The organism is Pseudomonas sp. PP3 (assembly GCF_905336995.1).
Classification (GTDB): domain Bacteria; phylum Pseudomonadota; class Gammaproteobacteria; order Pseudomonadales; family Pseudomonadaceae; genus Aquipseudomonas; species Aquipseudomonas reinekei.
In genome coordinates, this window is record NZ_HG995459.1 from 1,778,504 (window position 1) to 1,798,842 (window position 20,339).

The following is a 20,339-nucleotide window of genomic DNA, read 5'->3' on the forward strand; positions in this document are numbered from 1 at the left end:
CGGTAGCCATTGGTCGTGGCGGCCTGATAAGCTCGCGGCTTTACTCGATTGCCCTTTCGGCGCATGAACAAGGAAATAGCATGAAACAGCATCGGTTGGCGGCGGCGGTTGCCCTGGTTAGCCTGGTACTTGCGGGTTGCGACTCGCAGACCAGCGTAGAGCTGAAAACCCCGGCGCAAAAAGCTTCCTACGGCATTGGCCTGAACATGGGCAAGAGCCTGGCTCAGGAAGGCATGGATGACCTGGATTCCAAAGCCGTAGCCCAAGGCATCGAAGATGCCGTCGGCAAAAAAGAACAGAAGCTCAAAGACGAAGAATTGGTTGAAGCGTTCGCCGCACTGCAAAAGCGTGCCGAAGAACGTATGGCCAAAATGAGCGAAGAGTCGGCAGCTGCCGGCAAGAAATTCCTCGAAGAAAACGCCAAGAAAGCTGGCGTAGTGACCACCGCTTCGGGTTTGCAGTATGAAGTGGAAAAGAAAGCTGACGGCGCTCAGCCGAAGCCGACTGACGTAGTGACCGTTCACTACACCGGCAAGCTGACCAATGGCACCGTATTCGACAGCTCCGTCGAGCGCGGCAGCCCGATTGATCTGCCGGTCAGCGGTGTGATCCCGGGCTGGGTCGAAGGCCTGCAACTGATGCACGTTGGCGAGAAGTACAAGTTGTACATTCCTAGCGAACTGGCTTACGGCGCTCAGAGCCCAAGTCCAGCCATCCCGGCCAACTCGGTGCTGGTGTTCGACCTGGAACTGCTGGCCATCAAGGATCCGGCAAAAGAAGACGCAGCCAAGTAATTCGGCGCCTGTAGCAAAAACAACGCCTCGCTTATGCGGGGCGTTGTTGCATCTGGCAACTGGCGTGGGCAAACAAAGCGAACAGATGCTGTAGGCTGGAGTCATAGGCAATGTAGGACTGGTGCTAACCGCGCCCGACCTTCAAGTCAATGAAATATTGGGTTTTTTTTGATGAGTAAAAAACGCCCGATCTAAGCGCAGCCCTTGTGTTACGGGGCTTTCAGCCGTGAAAAGCAGGTCTGTTCACAAGGTTATCCACAATTTGTGTGGATAACATTTGCGTGGGAGGAATGATGAAAGCACCCTGGAATTTCGCTCGATTCTTGCCACTGGCCGGACGCCTGATCGCGCGTGGGCGTTTGCCGACCTTGTTGTTCGCAGTGGCCAGCAAAGGTGCCAGCCAGGGCAACCGGTTGGGCAAACTCAAAGACGATCTGCGCCTGTTGCAGGCGCTGTGCCTGGCGTACTGGCGCGGCGAGTATCGGGCCATCAGCCCCAAAGCGTTGATTTCCGTAGTGGCAGGCTTGATGTACTTCCTCAGCCCGGTGGATGCAATTCCGGATTTCCTGCCGCTGTTCGGCATGATCGATGACATCGCCGTACTCGCCTGGCTGATGAAAGTCCTCGACGATGAGCTCAACGCGTTTCGTGCGTGGCGTAAACGTCAGGTGCCGGAGAAGCTTGCTGTGGTCGAGCGCCTGCCGGATACACCGGAGCAACTTAAACTTCAGGGGCCGAAAAAAAGATGAGCCGATCCGGTCTGATCCTCAGATAGATACCCCCCGCGACCTTAGCCGCTGTTAGGATTACACTTCTAGGGAAAAGTGCCGACTCGCTAAGTGTTGTTGTCCTACGGGGTAGTCATGGATATTCAGATAATTACACGCGAAGGCGAGCCCGAATATGCGGTTCTGCCATGGGCTCAGTATCAGGCTTTACTGAAAGCAGCAGGCCTCAACGAAACACCGTCGCGCCCGGCTCCAGCGCCGTTGGCGACGACCCAGGACCCGATTCTTCCAGGTCTTGATCAACTACGCAGTTTGCGCGAAGGGAAGGGCATCGCCATTGAGGCGTTGGCCCGCACGGTAGGCATCAGCCCGTCTTATCTGGCCATGATCGAAAGTGGCGAGCGTCTGCCTGACGCCGCGATTCGTCGCAGCCTGGCCTGGGAATTGACGGTGCCCGGATGGAGGGATGAATCGTGAGCGTACGCATCAGTCGTCAACACTGGGACGGATTACTGGGCGAACTGGATCAGGCGCGCCGGCAGCGCCATCTTCTGACTTATCGGGCATTGTTGGAACGTTTGCAATTGCCGACGCCTGCCATGCAAACCCTGACCGCGGCACTTGAACACCTGGCCGCGCTGGACGCCAAGGCCGAGCAGCCGCTGCGCAGTTCGCTGGTGATCAGCCAGGGCGCCAGCCGCCTGCCACGAACCGGGTTCTTTGAATGTGTCGAGCGGCTGGGGCGCTTTTCCGGGCCATCCGATGGCGTTGCTGCCGCGTCGTGGCACGCCTCGGAAGTGGTGCGCGTTTTCGAATACGAGTATCCGGAATCGGCGGAAGCCTGAGTGTTTCTTCGACTCAAGGCACGGGCCGGTTACTGGCTGGCGCGCAGGCTGTTTCACTGGTCATGGTTCGTGCGCCAACCGCGCGGCTGGAAGTGGCTCGAAGGCCAGTTCGCCCGCATGGCGAACCTGGGCGATGTCGGCGCCCAGAGCTTCTACGGGCACATCCTGACCTTCCGCGGCGTCGGTCTGGGGGCTCGCGAAGAAGGTGTGCGCCTGCTGCGTCTGGCGGCATTGGCCGGGGATGGCAAAGCGGCCTATCAAGTGGGTGTGCTCAGTCTCGCCGGAACGCCGAGCAAAGCGCCGGATCCAGCAGAGGCGGCGCGCTTCTGGGGCATTGCCGTGAAGGCCGGGCATCCGCTGGCAGAGATCAAGTTGAAGGAGCTGGTCTCCCGCGACTCTCTGAAGTGAACGAGACTTTTCAATTAAAAAACGTGGCGTAGGGACTGATCCCTACGCCGCGTTTTCGTTTTAGCGAATCGCCCTACAGCAACCTCATCCTTCCCTGACTTCTTTCCCCGCTGAACCCACGCAAAGTCCATCGCGCCCAATTTCCTGCGCGAAGGATTGCTTATGTTCGACCCGGTTTTTTACCTGGCTCCTGACGTTTCGGTGGGCTGATGGATTACATCGCCCGCATTGAGCACGAGCTCGACAGTTTCCCGGACACCCTGACGCTCTACCGTCAGCAGCTGGCACGCTGGTTCGCCGAGACCGCCGACAAGGTCAGCCACGCCACCGACATGCCCTCGCTGATGGGCATGGAGCGGGTAATCAAACTGGGTAACACCAGCACCGTAGTCAGCAGCGCTGATGACGACTTTTTTTCGACGGTTGCGCAGTGTCCGCAGGGCGGGATTCTGCACATCGAGAGCAAGTTCGAGTCGGTCCATGACATCCCGCTGGGGAACATTCAGGTCGACGTGATCGCCGTTGATGGCGGTGAAACGAAGACGCTCACGCTGGATGAAAACGGCCGAGGCCAGTTCAAGGGCGAGGCCGGCAAGTTCTACCGCGTGCGAGTGCAGAGCGAGGTCACGCCGCAGCAGGTTGATGAGCTTTTTCAATCCTACGACGGGCTGACGCAGACGCTGGAGCAGTGGCTGCGCAGCGAGTGGCAAAGGTTCAAGCCGCAGTGGTCGCAACAGTCAGCCTCGGCGTCATTGGCAGCCGTGGGCAATGGCATGTTGGCCGGGAGCTGGGCGGCGATCGAGGCTGTCTGGGATGGCCTCGGCGAGCTGAGCGACATTCTGAAAGACCCCCGGGCTTACGCCGACAAACTCGGCGCCAGCGCAGGCGAGTTGGCCGCACTGGCCGACAGTGCGCCCGACCTGATCGAAAAGGCCATGTTGCTGGCCAGCGATGAAGCGGCGTTGTGCCTGTTGTTGCGTACCGCGACGTTGTGGCTCGAGGCGTTGCCGCCGACCTACATCGCAGGCTCCTCGGCGGAGGCCATTTCCAGGGTTGTGGTCGGCGTGGTCATCGACCTGCTGATCGGCATCGTGCTGAGCATGGTGGGTGTCGGTATCGCATGGCTGAGCGTGCGCCTGATGAAGTACGGCGCGCAGCTGTGTCAGGCCGTCATGGGCTTTGTGAAGGCGATGGTCGCGATCATCAATCCCTTCATGGGGCATGTCGATCGCTACAAAAAAGTGGCCGCACGGGGTGTCGCGGCGGGCCTGAAAAAAGGCCGTATGGAGTTGCGCTGGAAGGGCCGCAATAACACTTCGTTGAAAAAGGACGAGCCCTTCGACGATGCCCCGACCCAAGCGAAAAACCCCAACGGCGACAGTGCCGATTCCGCCGAGCGCACCGCTACCCACGGCTGCCCGGTGTCGCTGGTCACCGGCGAAGAACTGCTGACCCTCAGCGATGGTGTTCTGGATGGTGTGCTGCCGTTCGACTTCACCCGCTTGTACCGCACCAGTGCCGTCGAAATCGACAGCGGCCTCGGTTTTGGCTGGAGCCATTCGCTGGCGCAGCGCCTGGAAATCGATGGCGACAGCGTGGTGTGGATCGACGCGGAAAACCGTCGCACACCGTTTCCGCTGCCGAGCCTGGCGCGGCCGGCGATCCACAACAGTTTGTCGCGCGCGGCGATTTATCGGGGCGATGCGCCGGAAGAGTTGATTGTCGCGTTGGCGGGTGAATCGGCGCGGTTTTATCACTTTCTTGATGGGCGCTTGAGCGCGATCAGCGATGCCTATGGCAATCGTCTGACCGTGCAGCGCGACGTGTCCGGGCGCATTCAACGGCTCGATAACGGTGCCGGTCGCTGCCTGTGGTTGCGTTATGACCGTGGTCATTTAGTCGCCGTCGACTACCAGTGTGTTGACCTGGACGAGCAGGGCTGGCGCACCGAACAGACGCTGGTCAGCTACCGCTACGACGCCCGCTGGCGGCTGATCGAAGCCACCAACGCGGCGGATGAAAGCGAGCGCTACGACTACGACGAGCAGCACGTCATCCTGCAGCGGCAACTGGCCGGTGGCGCGAGTTTTTACTGGGAGTGGCAACAGTCGGGTAAAGCGGTGCGCTGCGCTCGGCACTGGGCCTCGTTTGCGCAGATGGACACCCACTACACCTGGGACGACGACGGTGGTGTGCAGCTCAAACACGCCGACGGCAGCGAGGAAACCTACGTCCACGACGACCGCGCGCGGTTGGTACGCCGAGTGGCGGCCGACGGCGGCGAGCAGCGCAAAACCTATGACGCGCAGGGCCGCCTGGTCGCCGAGCAGGACGCCCTCGGCGCCGTCACCGAATACCGCTACGACGAACTCGGGCGCTTGATTGCGCTGATTCCACCGGAAGGCGAGCCAACGTCCTACGAATACCGCAACGGTTTCCTGCACGCCCGCTATCGCGGTCAGGCCAAGTGGACCTACCAACGCAACGCCCAGGGCGATGTCACCTGGCTGATCGACCCGGATGGCCAGAGCACCTATCACGAGTACGACGCCCAAGGTCGGCTGCTGGCGATTCGTTATCCGGATCACAGCCGCCACCTGTTCGAGTGGAATAGCCACGGCCAACTGCTCGCCGAAACCTTGCCCGACGGCGGGCGGCGGCAGTTTTCCTACGATGCGCTGGGGCGTTTGCTGACCCGCGAGGACGAACACGGCGCTGTCAGCCGTTATCAGTGGGATGCGCTTGGCCGACTGCTGCAGACGACGTTTCCGACGGGGGCCCGTCGCCGCTTCAGCTACAACGCCTATGGCCAGATCACCGCCGAAACCGATGAGCTGGGGCGGGTCACGCGCTTTGAATACGCTGACGATCTGCACCTGGTCAGCCGGCGGATCAACCCCGACGGCAGCGAGCTGAAGTACCGCTACGACCACGCTCAACTGTTGCTCACCGAGATTGAAAACGAAGTCGGCGACCGCTATCGGCTGGACTACACGCCCAGCGGTTTGATTCAGGCAGAAACCGGTTTCGACGGTCGCCGTACGGCGTATGCCTACGACCTCAACGGCCAGTTGCTGGAGAAAACCGAGTTCGGCGATGACGGCTCGCAGCTCGTCACCGGTTATCAGCGCGACAGCGCCGGGCGGTTATTGGTCAAAACCCTGACGGACGGCAGCAAGGTCGAGTATCGCTATGACGGGCTGGGTCGGCTGGTCAGCGTCGACGACGGTCAGGACCATCCGCTGGAGTTTGAATACGACGCCCATGACCGGCTGATCACCGAGCACCAGGGCTGGGGCACGTTGCGTTACGGCTATGACGCCTGCGGCCAACTCCAGCACCTGCGCTTGCCGGACAACAGTCGCCTTGAATATCACCGCGCGCAAGGCGGGGTGCTTACGGCCATTGACCTCAACGGTTCGCGGCTGAGCAGTCATCAATTTGAGTTCGGAAGGGAGCGCCAGCGCCAACAAGGCCTGCTGCACAGCGACTTTGCCTACGACGAGCAGGGTCGTTTGCAGGCCCACGCTGTCCGGCAAGCCCAGCGACCGCTGTATCGCCGCGATTATGCCTACAGCGCCAACGGCAACCTCGCACAGGTCAACGACACCCGCCATGGCGAGCGCCACTACCAGTACGACCCCCTCGATCGCCTGACCGGTGTCCGCCATGCCCGCGATCAACACCCGGAAAACTTCAGCCACGACCCGGCCGGCAACCTGCTGATCCACGACCGCCCCGGCCCCTGGCACCTCAAGGGCAACCGCCTGCTGCGCCACGCCGACCGGCATTACGACTACGACGCCTACGGCAACCTGATCCGCGAACGCCGCGGCGAGAACGTCACCGAATATCGCTACGACAGCCAGCACCGCCTGACCGGCTTCACCTCACCGGACGGTCGCGAAACGTCCTACCGCTACGACGCCTTCGGCCGACGTATCGCCAAAACCATCGACGGCCAGACCACACAGTTTTTCTGGCAAGGCGACCACCTCATCGCCGAAAGCAGCCCCGGGCAGTACCGCAGCTACCTCTACGAACCCGGCAGCTTCCGGCCCCTGGCCCTGCTCGACGGCAAAGGCCCGAAACACGCCTGCCCGTTCTACTACCACCTCGACCACCTCGGCACCCCGCAGGAACTCACCGACTACAGCGGGGAGATCGTCTGGTCGGCCAAATATACGGCCTACGGCAAGCTCAGTCAGTTGAGCCATGGCGGTGGCGAACAGCTTGAACAGCCGCTGCGTTTTCAGGGCCAGTACTTCGACGCCGAAAGCGGGCTGCACTACAACCGCCATCGCTATTACCACCCGGATACCGGGCGATACCTGACGCCGGATCCGGTGAAACTGGCGGGTGGGTTGAATGCTTACCGCTACACGCCGAACCCGACGGGCTGGGTGGATCCGCTGGGGTTGAGTGGGAAGTGTCCGGGGGCGAATAAGCCGGGATGCTTGGCGCCGGATGGTGGTGTTGGGGTTAGGGTTGATGAGGGGGAGCCTGCACTACCGAAAGTGTCGGCAGAGCAACGGCGGGCGAGGATTGATGAGCTTGCAGAGGCAAATGCACATCGGCGTTTAGATGAGCTAGAGCGCGCTTCCCCCGGAGGTCATTTTTTACAAAAGCATGGCGCGCAAACTACCCTGCACTCACAGCTAGAGCGGGTACAGGCAGGAAAAAATCCTACGACAGGAGAAATAGATAGGTATGAAAAAGGTAAGAAAAAAGGGGAGCCAGTCATACCTTCTGCGGCAACGCATTTTCTCAGTCATCGTGACCAACTGAATGCTATACATCGAGCTCAATTGATCTTTAGACATAGTGGTATTGATGCCTCGAGACAACCTATTGAGATGGGTAAAAAAGTAGGTGAAGGATTTAAGAGAACAAATTTGCAGTATGGTGAGCAAACAAGGGCGGTGGTCATACTGGACAAAATTGGTCGCCCTATAACTGCATATACGGATTTTGATTGATGAATAAAGACTACTCGTTGTGGAGTGTGCGTGGCTTGCTGTTTATTTTTGACATAGAAAACACGCGTGATATCAATAGGGAAGAAATAATAGTTTCAAAAGACGTAAATGATGATAGAGAGCTTTCTGAGTTGTTCGATGTTCTATTGAAACCGGAATTTTTCGATTATGGCGAAAAGGAACGGCAGCGACTTATTGACACTTTGGTATATTTTTTGGATTGTGGGGATACTTTTGACGAGGTATTCAAAAAAATGGATACCTACTTTGATGATGAGGTTTTAGATCAGCGTCAATTTATGCGGGTGCTGCTTGATCGATTGAGAGTTTATCAATTGGAAGGTAAAGAGGCTTAAGTTGATGCCGAGAATAATTGAACAACCACCATCACGAGCAGGCTCGCTCTTACAGGTTTCCTGCGGCTTTCAAATTAACCCATGACTTTGTGGGAGCGAGCCTGCTCGCGATGGCGACCTGACAGTCAGCGCTGCCCCGTCAACCAGGCCTCTTCAGGCTCTGGCGCGATCAGACTGTCTATCACATGCACGCTATACCCCGGCACATTCTTCGCGTGGTGTTTAGCCTGTGAGGCCATTTCCGCCAACTGGCTGGCATCGATTTCCCCACAGGCTTCTGGATGCAGGTGCACCACGCCGATGGACAGCGAAAGCAACGGGAATTCCTGGCGCACGCCCTGACGGTTGGGGGCGATGAAGCAGCCGGCTTCGAGGTGTTCGGGGCGATAGAAGCGACGGCACTGGCTTTGGAAGTCGTCCAGGAGCTGGTTCAGGCGTTTCCCCCAGTCTTCTGGGCCGAGCACCAGCAGGAAGTCATCACCCCCGATGTGGCCAACGAAGTCGCGGGACGGGTCGACGCGGTCGTTCAGGCATTGCGCCAGGCACAGCAGGACTTCGTCGCCGCGGCCGTAGCCGTAGATGTCGTTGAAGGGTTTGAAGCTGTCGATGTCGACGTAGCAGATCACCGATTCGCGCTTCTGCTGCAACAGCCGCGTCAGGCATTGCTGGATCGGCACGTTGCCCGGTAACAGGGTCAGCGGGTTGGCGTAGCGAGCTTGCTGAATCTTCAACTCGGTAATCAGCTTGAGCACATCGATCACCCGTCCCAGGCCCAGATAGCCGCCATTGAGGGTGATGATGAAGTCTTCTTCGATGCGTTGCCGGGCGCGGCTGGTAATCAAGCGGCTGACCTGTTGCAGCGATTGGCTCATCTCTACAGCCAGAAAGTCATCGTTCATCAAGCGGCTGATGGGCTTGCGGGCGAACAGGTCGGTGGCAAACGGCTTGAGCAGCGCGTCGGAGAGGGAATGCCGATGGACAATGCCGCAGGGCTGGCCTTGTTCGTCCAGCACCGCCAGCGAGTTGAGATTGGCCTGGCGCCGGAAGGCTTCCAGTACGGTGGCGGTGGGGGTGTTGCGGCCCACTGCCGGCTGGTCGTTGAGCAGGGCGCTGAGGTCGCTGACTTCATCGTTCAACGCCACGGCGGAGCTGTCCTGTCTTGGCATCAGGGTCCGGGCATCCTTGGGTGGATGCTCCTGTGGACGGCACAGCAGATAGCCCTGAACCAGATCGACGCCCATCTCGGTCAACACCGCCAGTTCTTCCTGCAACTCGATACCTTCGGCGATCACCTTCGCCCGCGAGGCCTTGGCGATTTGCAGGATCGAACCGACGAACTCGCGTTTGAGCGCATCCTGATGAATACCGTCGATGAAGTGCCGGTCGATCTTCACGTAATCGGGTCGCAATTCCGACCACAAGCGCAAACTCGAATAGCCCGCCCCCAAGTCATCCAGAGCTATCGAAAAGCCCATCGCCCGATAGTGATGCAGGGCGGTTTGCAGCAACTGGAAGTCGTCGATCGGTGTTTGTTCGGTGAGTTCGATCACCACCTGACTCGGCGGGATACCGAAGTCCTGCAGCAATTGCAGGGTACGACCCGGTTGATGAGCGGCTTCGAGCAGGGATTCGGGTGACACGTTGAGGAACAGCTTGCCGAGTAATTGCTGTTCGTTGAAGCGTCGACAGGCACTCTGCCGGCAGGCGATTTCCAGCTCGCTCAAACGGCCGGCCTGGCGGGCGACGGCGAACAGCGTGATCGGGGAGTGCAACGGGCTGTTCGAGGGGCCACGGCTAAGGGCTTCGTAGCCGAGAATTCGTCGCTCAGAGAGACTGATGATGGGCTGGAACAGGCTGTGCAGGCCGCCTTGAGTCAGAATTGAGCTCAACGCACTCAGCTGTTCGGTCGTGGTCATGGCGATCTCTGGCGATGAAAAAAGGGCTGGGCGTGCTCTCGGTAGAAGAGAGCACGCCCAGCCCTGTATTTCACGACAGATTGATGACTGTATGATGACGCTCCGGGGAGCGTCAGCATTAAATTGCCATCATTTGCGGATAAAGACTCAGTGCTTGGCTACCGCCGTGTTGAGCTTGAGGTAGTCCAGCAGGATGCGCCCGGTTTCGCTCAGGTAGGCATCGTCTTCCGGCTTGGTTTTGTCTTGCTCGGCTGCGATAGCATCTTCGTCTTCTTTCTTCAGCTCTTTGAGCGGCTCTTCGCCCTTGGCCTTGCGACGGATGTTTTCCATGGTCAGTTGCTTGGCTTCGATGTCGGTGTGTTGGGCGCGACGCTCGGCTTCGTTGAGGCTGACGGTTTTTTCGTTCATCAGCTTCTGGGCGAGCGCCAGCTTGTCACGGATGAACACGAACTCGGCGTCTTTGGCTGTACGCACATCGTGCTCGGACTTGAGCTGGGTGATGTACGGCTTGAACGGGTCGACCGCCGGCTTGATCGCCGCGCGGATGGTGTCCCACGGCATGGCTTCGGGCAGGGCGCTCTCGCCGATTTCCTTGGTGTCGATGATCGACGGGTAATCGATGTCCGGCAGTACGCCCTGGTGCTGGGTGCTCTGGCCGGAAACCCGGTAGAACTTGGCCAGGGTCAGCTTCAGCTCGCCATGGTTCAACGGTTGAATGGTCTGCACGGTGCCTTTACCGAAGGTCTGGCCACCGATGATCAGCGCGCGGTGGTAGTCCTGCATGGCGCCGGCAAAAATCTCCGAAGCCGAGGCGGACAAGCGGTTGACCAGCAACGCCATCGGGCCTTTGTAGAACGCACCCGGGTTTTCATCTTCCAATACATCAACGCGACCGTCGGCATTACGCACGAGCACGGTCGGGCCTTTGTCGATGAACAGGCTGGTCAGCTCGGTAGCCTCTTGCAAGGAGCCGCCGCCGTTGTTGCGCAGGTCGATGACCACGCCGTCGACTTTGTCTTTCTGCAACTCGGTCAGCAGTTTCTTGACGTCGCGAGTGGTGCTCTTGTAGTCCGGATCACCGGCGCGGAACGCCTTGAAGTCCAGGTAGAAGGCCGGAATTTCGATGACGCCGAGTTTGTAGTCCTTGCCATCCTGCTTGAGGTTGAGGACCGACTTTTTCACGGCCTGATCTTCAAGCTTCACCGCTTCACGGGTGATCGGCACGATCTTGCTGGTCTGGTCGTTCGGCGCATTGCTGGCCGGAATCACTTCCAGGCGCACCACGGTGCCTTTCGGACCACGGATGAGCTTGACCACTTCATCCAGGCGCCAGCCGACCACGTCGACCATTTCCTTGTTGCCTTGGGCTACGCCGATGATCTTGTCGGCCGGTGCCACCAGCTTGGTCTTGTCGGCAGGGCCTGCCGGCACCAGACGCACGACTTTCACCTGGTCGTTATCGCTCTGCAACACGGCGCCGATGCCCTCGAGGGACAGGCTCATGTTGATGTCGAAGTTTTCCGCGTTATCCGGCGACAGGTAATTGGTGTGCGGGTCGTAGGACATGGCGAAGGTGTTGATGTACGCCTGGAAGATGTCTTCCGCGCGGGTCTGGTCCAGACGCGCCAACTGGTTCTTGTAGCGCTTGGTCAGGGTTTCCTGGATCTGCTTGGAATCCTTGCCGGCGATCTTCTGGCGCAGGACCTCGTCCTTGACGCGCTTGCGCCACAGGTCGTCGAGTTCTGCGGTGGACTTGAGCCAAGGGGCGTCCTTGCGGTCGATCAGCAAGGTTTCCTTGGTGGTGAAGTCCATTTTGTCGACACCCTTGTTCAACTCGGCAAGGGCAAAGTCCAGACGCGCTTTGACGCGGTCCAGGTAGCGCTTGTAGATGGTGAACCCGGCGTTGAGGTCGCCGCTCTTGAGGAAGTCGTCGAACTGGGTCTTCCACTTGTCGAATTCGGTAATGTCGCTGGCCATGAAATAGCTGCGCGACGGGTCGAGCAATTTCAGGTAGCTGTCGTAGATGATCACCGAGCGCGCATCATCGAGCGGCGGTTTGCTGTAGTGGTGGCGCTTGAGCAGTTCCACGACATTCAGACTGGCGATGACTTCGTCACGATCAGGTTGAAGCTTGTCCCAGCTATTGGCTGCGAAAGTATTGCCGGACATCGGCAGCAGGCCGATACCGATGAAAAGGGCGAGGGCAGTGCTGGGGAACAAACGCTTCATGTTGATTCGACGCGGGGACAATTGATAACGCATATTAGGCCGTCTTTGAAGTCGCCGGTTCCACAAGGGCCGGTCGCATAATGCAAAAAGCCCGGCGCTACAGCTTCGGGCTCAGTCCAGACTCACTATGGAGGCACTGTGAAAGCATTGCAAGGCGTTGACGGTCAAGTGGAGTGGGTTGAAGAGTCGAGTCCTACGTGTGATGTAGGACAAGTGCGCATTCGAGTGGCGGCAGCGGGTCTCAATCGCGCCGATTTATTACAGAAGGCAGGGCTGTATCCACCACCGCCAGGGGCCAGCCAGGTGCTCGGTCTAGAGTGTTCAGGGGTGATCAGCGAGGTCGGCGCGGGTTCGTCCTGGCACGTCGGCGATCGGGTTTGCGCCTTGCTGGCCGGGGGCGGGATGGCCGAGGAAGTGGTTGTCGACGGACGGCACGTGCTGCCAGTACCCGACGAAATGTCGCTCGCGGAAGCGGCCGCGTTGCCGGAAGTCTATGCAACGGTCTGGTTGAATTTGTTTCAACTCGCTGCGCTCAAACCGGGTCAGAAAGTTCTTCTGCACGCCGGAGCAAGTGGAATTGGTTCAGCTGCCATTCAGCTGTGCAAGGCGTTCGGTAATCCGTGCTGGGTCAGTGTCGGGTCCGCCGAACGGTTGGCCTATTGCGAAAAGCTCGGCGCCCAGGGTGGTGTGGTTCGCACCGACGATTTGGAAAGCCTGAGGGATCTGGGGCCGTTCGATGTCATCCTCGACCCGGTAGGCGGTCATTACTCCGCGCTGAACCTCAAGTTGATGGCGCTGGATGGTCGTTGGGTGCTGATCGGATTGATGGGCGGTCGAGAGGCCAAGCTGGACCTGGCGCAGGTGCTGGCCAAGCGTGTGCAGCTGTTGGGTTCGACCTTGCGCAGCCGCGATGATCAGTTCAAGGCTGATCTGTTCAGCGATCTGAGCCAGCACGTGTGGCCATTGTTTGCTGAAGGTCGATTGAGCCCACAACTGGCCAAGACCTTCCCGATCAAGGATGCCGAAGCAGCGTTTGCGGAGTTGGCGAGTAACACGGTGGCGGGGAAGTTGGTGTTGGTGATCGACGAGAGCCTCACCTGACAACATTGAAACCTGTGGTTGCCTTGGTGGCGAGGGTGCAAGCTCCCTCGCCACAGGGGATCGCGGTTATTTCCAGATGTGGATCGGCCAGCCGGCTTTTTCGGCCTGCTCGAGCAACACCGGGTCCGGATTGACCACGTGGGGAAAATCCACCTTCAGCAGCAACGGCAAATCATTGCGTGAGTCGGAATAGAAACTCGCGCCTTCCAGGTTTTCCTCTTCCGCATCCAGCCACTCCAGCAGCCGGGTGATCTTGCCTTCGCGATAGGTCAGGGTGCCGACGGTCTTGCCGGTATAGGCCCCGTGCGCCACCTCCAGCTCGATCCCGAGAAGTTCGTCGATGCCCAGTCGCTCGGCAATCGGTTTCACCAGATGCGTGCCCGAGGCCGAGATCACCAGGATCCGGTCACCGGCCTTGCGATGGGCGGCGATGGTTCTGGTCGCGTCGCTGAAAATGATCGGTTCGATGAAGTCTTCCACCCACGGGCCGACCAGATGCTCGACTTCCTCGGGGGTACGGCCGATCAAGGGCTCCAGGCTGAAGGCCATGTAGTCTTCCATTGCCAGGTGACCCCGGCCGTAGGCATCCATCAATTCCTTGTCGCGACGCAGGAAGGACTCGCCGTCGACCCAACCGAGGCGGACCATTTGTTCGCTCCACAGCGAGGCGCAGTCGCCATGGATCAGGGTTTCGTCCAGATCAAAAATTGCCAGGGCCATCAGTGCAGTTCTCTCTTCAACGTCAGCAAGGTCATCAGGCTACCTCACACAGGGCCGTCGGATCGATGGAAAGTGCCAGGCGCTGACCATCGGGGTGCAGGTCGGAGGCCGAGCGGTTGAGTACATCCACCACCAGTTCCACGCCGCGGGCTTCGATGCGGTAGCGAATCACGTTGCCCAACAGGCTGTGGCTGCGTATTTGCGCGTCGAGTTCACCGTTGAGGCTCAGTTCGATGGCTTCCGGGCGAATCGCAATTCGATGATTGATTGGCCGCTGCAACAACTTGGTCGCGCTCTCGGCGTCCAGCAGATTGTAGTTACCGATGAACCCGGCAGCGAATACATCGACCGGCGCGGTGTAGAGGGTTTCGGCATCGCCGCTTTGTACGATTTTTCCCTGATTCATCAGGAAAATCCGGTCGGACATGGTCAGGGCTTCTTCCTGATCGTGTGTGACGAAAATTGTGGTCAGGCCCAGTTCGCGCTGGATCTGACGAATCTGTTCCCGCAGGTGTTTACGAATCCGCGCATCGAGTGCCGACAGCGGTTCATCCAGCAGCAGCAGGCGAGGCCGGGTCACCAGCGAGCGGGCCAGGGCCACTCGCTGGCATTGGCCGCCGGACAGTTGATGCGGATAGCGGGCGGCAAAATCATGCAGCTCTACCAACTTCAAAACTTCGGCGACGCGCTTATGGCTGTCGTCGGCGTTGACCTTCTGCATGCGCAACCCGAAGGCGACGTTCTGTTCCACGGTCATGTTGGGGAACAGTGCGTAACTCTGGAACACCATGCCAATCCCGCGTTTTTGCGGGCTCAGCGGCACGATGTCGACCCCGTCGAGCAGGATCTCGCCGCCATCCACCGGGGTCAACCCGGCGATGCAGCGCAACAGGGTGGATTTGCCGCAACCGGATGGTCCGAGCAGGGTGACGAATTCGCCTTTCTGGATTTCGCAGTTGATGTCGCTGAACACCGTGGTGCCCGCGTAGTTTTTCTGAAGATGTTGGACGCTGACATAGCTCATTCGCTTTTGTCCCTGTTCAAGATATTGGCGATCCAGGTCAAGACCAGCACAAAGAAGAAGTAGGAAATCACCAGCGCACTGGTGAAGTGACCGCTGCTGTTGCGCATGTTGTTGAGGTAGACCTGCAGGGTTTCGTAACGGGTGCCGACGAGGATGTTGGCGAACACGAACTCACCGAACAGGAACGAGAACGACAGCAGCAACGCCACCATCAAGCCCTTGCGCAGGTTCGGCAGCACCACCAGGAACGCAGCCTGAAAGGTGCTGGCGCCTAGCAGTTGGGCGGCGTCCATCAGGTCTCGCAGGTTGATCGCTTGCAGGTTGTTGGTGATCGCCCGGTACATGAAGGGCAGCGCCACGGTGAAGTAGCAACCGATCAGGATCCACGGTGTACCGACCATCGCGAACGGTCCTGAACCGTAGAGCTGCAAGAGCCCCACCGACGACACCACGGGCGGTACCGCGAAGGGCAGCAAGATCAGGATGTTCATCAACGCATCGAGTTTCGGGAAGTGGTAATGCACCACGAACAGCAGCGGCAGAATCAGCACCACCGCCAATACCAGCGCGCCGACGCACACCAGCAACGATTGACCGAATGCGCTCAGAAAGCGCGGGTCGCTCCACAGCTGCGCATACCACTTGATGCTGAAACCGCTGGGCAAAATGGTTGCCGACCAACTGCTGGAAATCGAGTAGATAAACGTACCGAGCAGCGGCATCAACATAATCGCAAACAGCAGGTAAACCACCACGCGATGGTAGATGCCGGCAGGCCCCAATTCAGCGCGAGACATGGTAGCTCCTCTTCAACAGCAGTTGATGGACGATGGTCACCAGGGTCATCAACGCCACCAGCACCACGGCCAGGGCACTGGCCAGGTTCGGGTCGAGGGAAATGTCGCCCGAGACCATCGCCGCGATACGGATCGGCAGCACGTTGAAGTTGCCGGTGGTCAGGGCGTACACCGTGGCGTAGGCGCCGAGGGCGTTGGCCAGCAGGATCACGAAAGTACCGAGCAGTGCCGGGGTCAGCACCGGCAATCCGATGTGCCGCCAGAACTGCCAACCGTTGGCGCCCAGCAGCGCGGCGGACTCGCGCCAGTCTTCGCGCAGGGCATCGAAGGCGGGGTAGAGCAGCAGCACGCCCAGTGGAATCTGGAAGTAGGTGTAGAGAATGATCAGCCCGGTTTTCGAGTACAGGTTGAAATCCTCAATGATCCCGGCCTGCTTGAGCATGATGGTGAAGCTGCCGTTGAAACCCAGCAAAATGATGAAAGCAAAGGCCAGGGGCACGCCGGAGAAGTTGCTGGTCATGTTGGCGAATGCGTTGACGAAGTTGCGCAGTTTCGAGTCCACCCGACGCAGGGAATAGGCGCCGAGTACCGCAATGATGATGCCGAAGAAGCTGGACCAGAAACTGATCTCGAGGCTGTACTGTATCGCCTGCAAGTAAAACTTCGAATTGAATATCCTGGTGAAGTTGGCCAGGCCCCAGCCGAACTCTTCAGACTCCAGGCTGTTGATCATGACCCACATCAGCGGGGCAATTTCGAACACGATAAAGAACAGTGCGAAGGGCACCAGGCACAAAGCCGCCAGCCATTTGCCGCGCGTGATGGACTTCACTTGAGCAGCTCCCGGCACACTGGTTTGTCGTGGGGGACGCCTAGCAGCTCGCAGACGGTGCCGCAAATGTCCGTCTGTTTCGGCGTGGCATGGGCATCGAAACTGAAGGCATCGCCGAGCACGAACAGCGGTACTTCTCGTTCCTCGGGCAGCAGGCCGTTGTGCGAGCGGTCGTTATTCATGCCGTGATCGGCAGTCACCAGCACCTGATAACCGGCGTCGAGCCAGCCTTGCAGGCAGTCGGCGAGGTAAATGTCGGCAAAGCGTGCGCTGTTGCGGTACTGCGGGGTATCCAGGCCATGCTTGTGCCCGGCGTCATCGATGTTCATCGGGTGGACCAGCAAGAAATTCGGCGCATGGCGCAGGCGCAGGTTTTCGGCGTCGGCAAACAGATGCGAATCCGGGTAGTGATCGCTCCAGTAGAAATGCCCGTACTGGATGGGTAGGTCGGGGTTGTCGGTGTGACGATCCCGGGCTTCCACGAACGGCGAACGGTTATACAGCTCGCTGACCCAGTGATAGGCCGCGGCGGCGGTTTTCAGCCCGGCATCCCTGGCGTAGTGGTAGATGCTGCGCTGGTTCGACAGGCGTGAGACGTTGTTGTGAACGATGCCGCTGTCGATCGGCGTGACGCCGGTCAGGATGCATTCGTAGAGGGGGCGGGACAGGGCAGGTAACTCGCACTCCAGTTTGTAGAGCGCTGCGCGTCCTGCGCCGACGTACGCCTGCAGGTGCCCCATGGCGTGTCGGGCGACTTCGTAGTTGAGGCCATCGAGCACGACAAGGATGACGTTGTGTTTCATAGAGGAGGAACTCCGTGGGTTCTCTCAAACCTGCAGGAGCCGGCGTGCTGGCGATTGGATCACCATGGTGCCCAGTGGGACCGAGGTGTCTGGGATCGTCAGCAAGCCGGCTCCTACAGATGAAGCATTACTTCATTTCGACGAGGACTTCTTCGTTCCACTTCTGCGGCAAGGCCTTGGAAGTTTTCTCCCACGCATCCGCATCCTTGATCGGCGTGACCTTTTTGTACTGCTCGTTCGGCAGCAGCTTGGCTTTCACGTCGTCCGGCAGTTTTACGTGTTCGGCACGGATTGGACGGGCGTTACCTTTGGCCAGGTTGATCTGGCCGGCGTCGCTGAAGATGTACTCACGGGTCAGCTTGGCGGCGTTCGGGTTCTTGGCGTATTTATTGATGATGGTGGTGTAACCGGAAATCACCGAGCCATCGGACGGGATCAGCACTACGTAGTCATCCGGGTTGGCCATCTTGGCTTTGTAGCTCAAGCCGTTGAAGTCCCAAACCACACCGACTTCGATCTCGCCTTTTTCCATGGTGGCGATGGTCGGGTTAGCCATCGACAGACGACCCTGCTTGGCGATATCGGCAAACAACAGCAACGCAGGTTGCAGGTTTTTCTCGTCGCCGCCATTGGCCAGTGCTGCCGCCAGGACACCGTTGGCCGCCTGGGCCGCGGTGCTCACGTCACCGATGGACACTTTGTATTTGCCGGACTTGAGGTCAGCCCACTTGGTTGGCACTTCGGAGCCGTGCAGCAGCTTCTTGTTGACGATGAAGGCGATGGTGCCGGTGTAAGCCAGCGCCCAGTTGCCGTCCTTGTCTTTGGCCCAGTCCGGTACTTGGTCCCAGGTGGACGGTTTGTACGGTTGCACCACACCTTGCTTGACCGCGATCGGGCCGAAGGCGGCACCGACGTCGCCGATGTCGGCACTGGCGTTGTCTTTTTCCGCGGCGAACTTGGCGATTTCCTGAGCCGAGCTCATGTCGGTGTCGATGTGTTTCAGGCCGTATTTCTTGGCCAGGTCTTCCCAGGTGCCTTTCCAGTTGGCCCAGTCATCGGGCATGCCGACGCTGTTGACTGCGCCTTCCGCTTTCGCAGCGGCTTCCAGGGTTTTCAAATCATCAGCCGCCATGGCGGCGGTGCACATGGCAATGGTCGAGCCTAACAGTGATGCCAGGAAAAACTGTTTCATTCCGAAGCTCCTTGGGTCGTGTTCAACGCTGCGATTGCGGTTTGTGTTGGTCTAGGTCAGCAATACCTGAGCCAATTTAAGGGGGCTGGATGACACTTTGATGTCGTTCGTCGCCCGACTGGCGTTTTATTTGCCCGGTACTGACGGCTGCCAAGTAAGCGTAGACCATAGGTAAAGGCCCGCAGGGCAAGGACTTGGCCGATGTATTGCAGCGTTTTTAATGCACTGCCGTGATGACCGTTTGGAGACTTGTCATCTATCAGTCATCTGCACTGCCTACGCTTGCAGAACGTAGATTGAGCCGATTTTCAGTGCGGTTCTGCCCCGAAACAGTGCTGGTCTAGTCCAGGTAGGTAACGTTGATGCGCGACGAGGCAACAAAAGCGGTGACGGCGATTGGCCAGGTTCTTCAGGAGCAGCTTGACCATGGGTTGCTGGCCCCAGGGAGCAAGCTGCCGGCCGAGCGCAAGCTCAGTGAGTTGTTTGGAACGACGCGCATCACTGTGCGCGAGGCGTTATTGCAGTTGGAGGCTCAGGGGCAGATTTATCGCGAGGAGCGCCGGGGCTGGTTCGTGTCGCCGCCGCGACTGGCCTACAACCTGATGCAGCGCAGCCACTTTCACGCGATGGTCGGCGCGCAGGGGCGGGTGCCGTCCACTGAGGTGATTTCTGCGCGTTTGCAGCCGGCGTCGGCGGCGGTCTGTGCATGGTTGCAGTTGCCGGCGCTGTCGAGCGTGATTCAGATCTGCCGGTCGCGGCGTATCGACGGACGCCTGGTGTTGTACGTGGAGCATTATCTGAACCCGCAGTATTTTCCGGGGATTCTGGAGTTTGATCTGAATCAGTCGATTACCGAGTTGTATGCGCGGCATTACGATTTGCATTACGGGCGGGTGCGGTTCGAGATTGTGCCGACGGCGTTGTCGGTGGATGCAGCGGCGGCTTTGCGGGTGTCGGTGGGGAGTCCGGGGTTACGGATTGCTCGGGTTAATTATGATCAGCATGAGCGGTTGATTGACTGTGATTTGGAGTTTTGGCGGCATGATGCGATTCATGTCGGGGTTGATGTGGTTTGAGCTTTTGAGCTTTTGACCTTGGCGGCCTCTGGGCCGACCATGCGCTTGGGTGGTTGAGTACATATCCGTTGCTGCGGTAACGGCGGCTTATGGTTTCGCCCTTACGGCGACTCACTTTTTTACAAGCGCCTAAAAAAGTAAGCAAAAAACGCTCGCCCCTTTCGTACGGCCCCTCGCTGGGGCTCGGGGTTCCTTCGCTCCGGCATTCATCCGGGGGCATCGCCTCCGGTCTGCTTCGCGACGACCTCCTCTCGATGTGTGCGGCTTCGCCGCACGGCGCTGCGCGCCCACCCCCGGATAAACGCCTCCACTCAGCCTGCCGAGGGGGCGGGTGAATCAAGATCAAAAGCTGCAGGCGAGCTAACGCTCGGCCTGTTGAGTGGGTGAAAGCAGTGGGTGTGCGCCGATCATCTGTGGGAGCCAGCCTGTTGGCGATGGCGGCCTGACAGCCGACCAATTTCCCGAGTGTATGTATTCCAACTGTAGGAGCCGGCTTGCCGGCGATGGCGGCCTGACAGCCGACCAATTTCCCGAGTGTA

General features: G+C 59.1%; 17 protein-coding genes. 9 read left to right on the forward strand and 8 right to left on the reverse strand.

Annotated elements, in window-relative coordinates; all coding sequences use genetic code 11:
• Nucleotides 1–80 precede the first annotated feature (80 nt).
• From KHO07_RS08295 to KHO07_RS08325, 7 genes are all read left to right on the forward strand, one after another.
• Complete coding sequence (locus tag KHO07_RS08295) at nucleotides 81–794, forward strand: FKBP-type peptidyl-prolyl cis-trans isomerase (protein ID WP_008060887.1); 714 nt, start codon at nucleotides 81–83, stop codon at nucleotides 792–794.
• A gap of 293 nt (nucleotides 795–1,087) precedes the next feature.
• Entirely contained in the window at nucleotides 1,088–1,543 is a 456-nt protein-coding gene (locus tag KHO07_RS08300; RefSeq protein WP_150734800.1) for a DUF1232 domain-containing protein, read from the forward strand.
• A gap of 114 nt (nucleotides 1,544–1,657) precedes the next feature.
• Complete coding sequence (locus KHO07_RS08305) at nucleotides 1,658–1,999, forward strand: helix-turn-helix transcriptional regulator (protein WP_075948521.1); 342 nt, start codon at nucleotides 1,658–1,660, stop codon at nucleotides 1,997–1,999.
• Nucleotides 1,996–2,367 carry a hypothetical protein gene (locus KHO07_RS08310; RefSeq protein ID WP_003223109.1) on the forward strand — a complete coding sequence of 124 codons (372 nt, stop codon included), beginning with the start codon at nucleotides 1,996–1,998 and terminating at the stop codon, nucleotides 2,365–2,367. Before KHO07_RS08305 ends, KHO07_RS08310 begins: the two co-directional genes overlap by 4 nt.
• The gene (locus KHO07_RS08315; protein ID WP_150702809.1) at nucleotides 2,368–2,775 is read left to right on the forward strand and encodes a sel1 repeat family protein; all 408 of its coding nucleotides are present in this window, start codon (nucleotides 2,368–2,370) and stop codon (nucleotides 2,773–2,775) included. It begins immediately after the preceding gene.
• Nucleotides 2,776–2,984: 209 nt separating this feature from the next.
• Nucleotides 2,985–7,754 carry an RHS repeat-associated core domain-containing protein gene (locus KHO07_RS08320; protein WP_212626898.1) on the forward strand — a complete coding sequence of 1,590 codons (4,770 nt, stop codon included), beginning with the start codon at nucleotides 2,985–2,987 and terminating at the stop codon, nucleotides 7,752–7,754.
• Nucleotides 7,754–8,110 (forward strand): hypothetical protein, encoded by a 357-nt coding sequence (locus KHO07_RS08325; protein WP_212626899.1) that lies wholly within the window; start codon nucleotides 7,754–7,756, stop codon nucleotides 8,108–8,110. The genes KHO07_RS08320 and KHO07_RS08325 overlap by 1 nt, the downstream gene beginning before the upstream one ends.
• Nucleotides 8,111–8,235: 125 nt before the next feature.
• Here the strand turns inward: KHO07_RS08325 and KHO07_RS08330 are convergent, their stop codons facing one another.
• Both KHO07_RS08330 and KHO07_RS08335 read right to left on the reverse strand, forming a co-directional pair.
• A complete protein-coding gene (locus tag KHO07_RS08330; protein ID WP_212626900.1) occupies nucleotides 8,236–10,026 on the reverse strand; it encodes a bifunctional diguanylate cyclase/phosphodiesterase in 1,791 nt (596 codons plus the stop codon).
• A gap of 147 nt (nucleotides 10,027–10,173) precedes the next feature.
• The gene (locus KHO07_RS08335) at nucleotides 10,174–12,255 is read right to left on the reverse strand and encodes a carboxy terminal-processing peptidase (protein WP_191635277.1); all 2,082 of its coding nucleotides are present in this window, start codon (nucleotides 12,253–12,255) and stop codon (nucleotides 10,174–10,176) included.
• Between the two features lie 138 nt (nucleotides 12,256–12,393).
• Here KHO07_RS08335 and KHO07_RS08340 point away from each other — a divergent pair, with 138 nt between their 5' ends.
• The gene (locus tag KHO07_RS08340) at nucleotides 12,394–13,356 is read left to right on the forward strand and encodes a zinc-binding dehydrogenase (protein ID WP_150735257.1); all 963 of its coding nucleotides are present in this window, start codon (nucleotides 12,394–12,396) and stop codon (nucleotides 13,354–13,356) included.
• 66 nt (nucleotides 13,357–13,422) lie between these two features.
• Here KHO07_RS08340 and KHO07_RS08345 read toward each other — a convergent pair whose 3' ends face one another.
• The 6 genes from KHO07_RS08345 to KHO07_RS08370 form a co-directional block, all read right to left on the reverse strand.
• On the reverse strand, nucleotides 13,423–14,076 hold the full coding sequence (locus KHO07_RS08345; protein WP_212626901.1) for an HAD family hydrolase: 654 nt from the start codon (nucleotides 14,074–14,076) through the stop codon (nucleotides 13,423–13,425).
• Nucleotides 14,077–14,110: 34 nt separating this feature from the next.
• Nucleotides 14,111–15,100, reverse strand: a complete 990-nt coding sequence (locus KHO07_RS08350) for an ABC transporter ATP-binding protein (protein ID WP_212626902.1) — start codon at nucleotides 15,098–15,100, stop codon at nucleotides 14,111–14,113.
• Nucleotides 15,097–15,897, reverse strand: a complete 801-nt coding sequence (locus tag KHO07_RS08355) for an ABC transporter permease (protein WP_075948774.1) — start codon at nucleotides 15,895–15,897, stop codon at nucleotides 15,097–15,099. The genes KHO07_RS08350 and KHO07_RS08355 overlap by 4 nt, the downstream gene beginning before the upstream one ends.
• Entirely contained in the window at nucleotides 15,884–16,729 is an 846-nt protein-coding gene (locus KHO07_RS08360) for an ABC transporter permease subunit (protein ID WP_212626903.1), read from the reverse strand. Before KHO07_RS08360 ends, KHO07_RS08355 begins: the two co-directional genes overlap by 14 nt.
• Nucleotides 16,726–17,532: an alkaline phosphatase family protein gene (locus KHO07_RS08365; protein WP_150735261.1), complete on the reverse strand. Its 807-nt coding sequence runs from the start codon at nucleotides 17,530–17,532 to the stop codon at nucleotides 16,726–16,728. Before KHO07_RS08365 ends, KHO07_RS08360 begins: the two co-directional genes overlap by 4 nt.
• 127 nt (nucleotides 17,533–17,659) lie before the next feature.
• On the reverse strand, nucleotides 17,660–18,724 hold the full coding sequence (locus tag KHO07_RS08370; RefSeq protein ID WP_212626904.1) for an ABC transporter substrate-binding protein: 1,065 nt from the start codon (nucleotides 18,722–18,724) through the stop codon (nucleotides 17,660–17,662).
• A gap of 362 nt (nucleotides 18,725–19,086) precedes the next feature.
• On the opposite strand from KHO07_RS08370, the gene KHO07_RS08375 reads away from it, so the two are divergent.
• The gene (locus KHO07_RS08375; RefSeq protein WP_150735263.1) at nucleotides 19,087–19,800 is read left to right on the forward strand and encodes a UTRA domain-containing protein; all 714 of its coding nucleotides are present in this window, start codon (nucleotides 19,087–19,089) and stop codon (nucleotides 19,798–19,800) included.
• Nucleotides 19,801–20,339 lie beyond the last annotated feature (539 nt).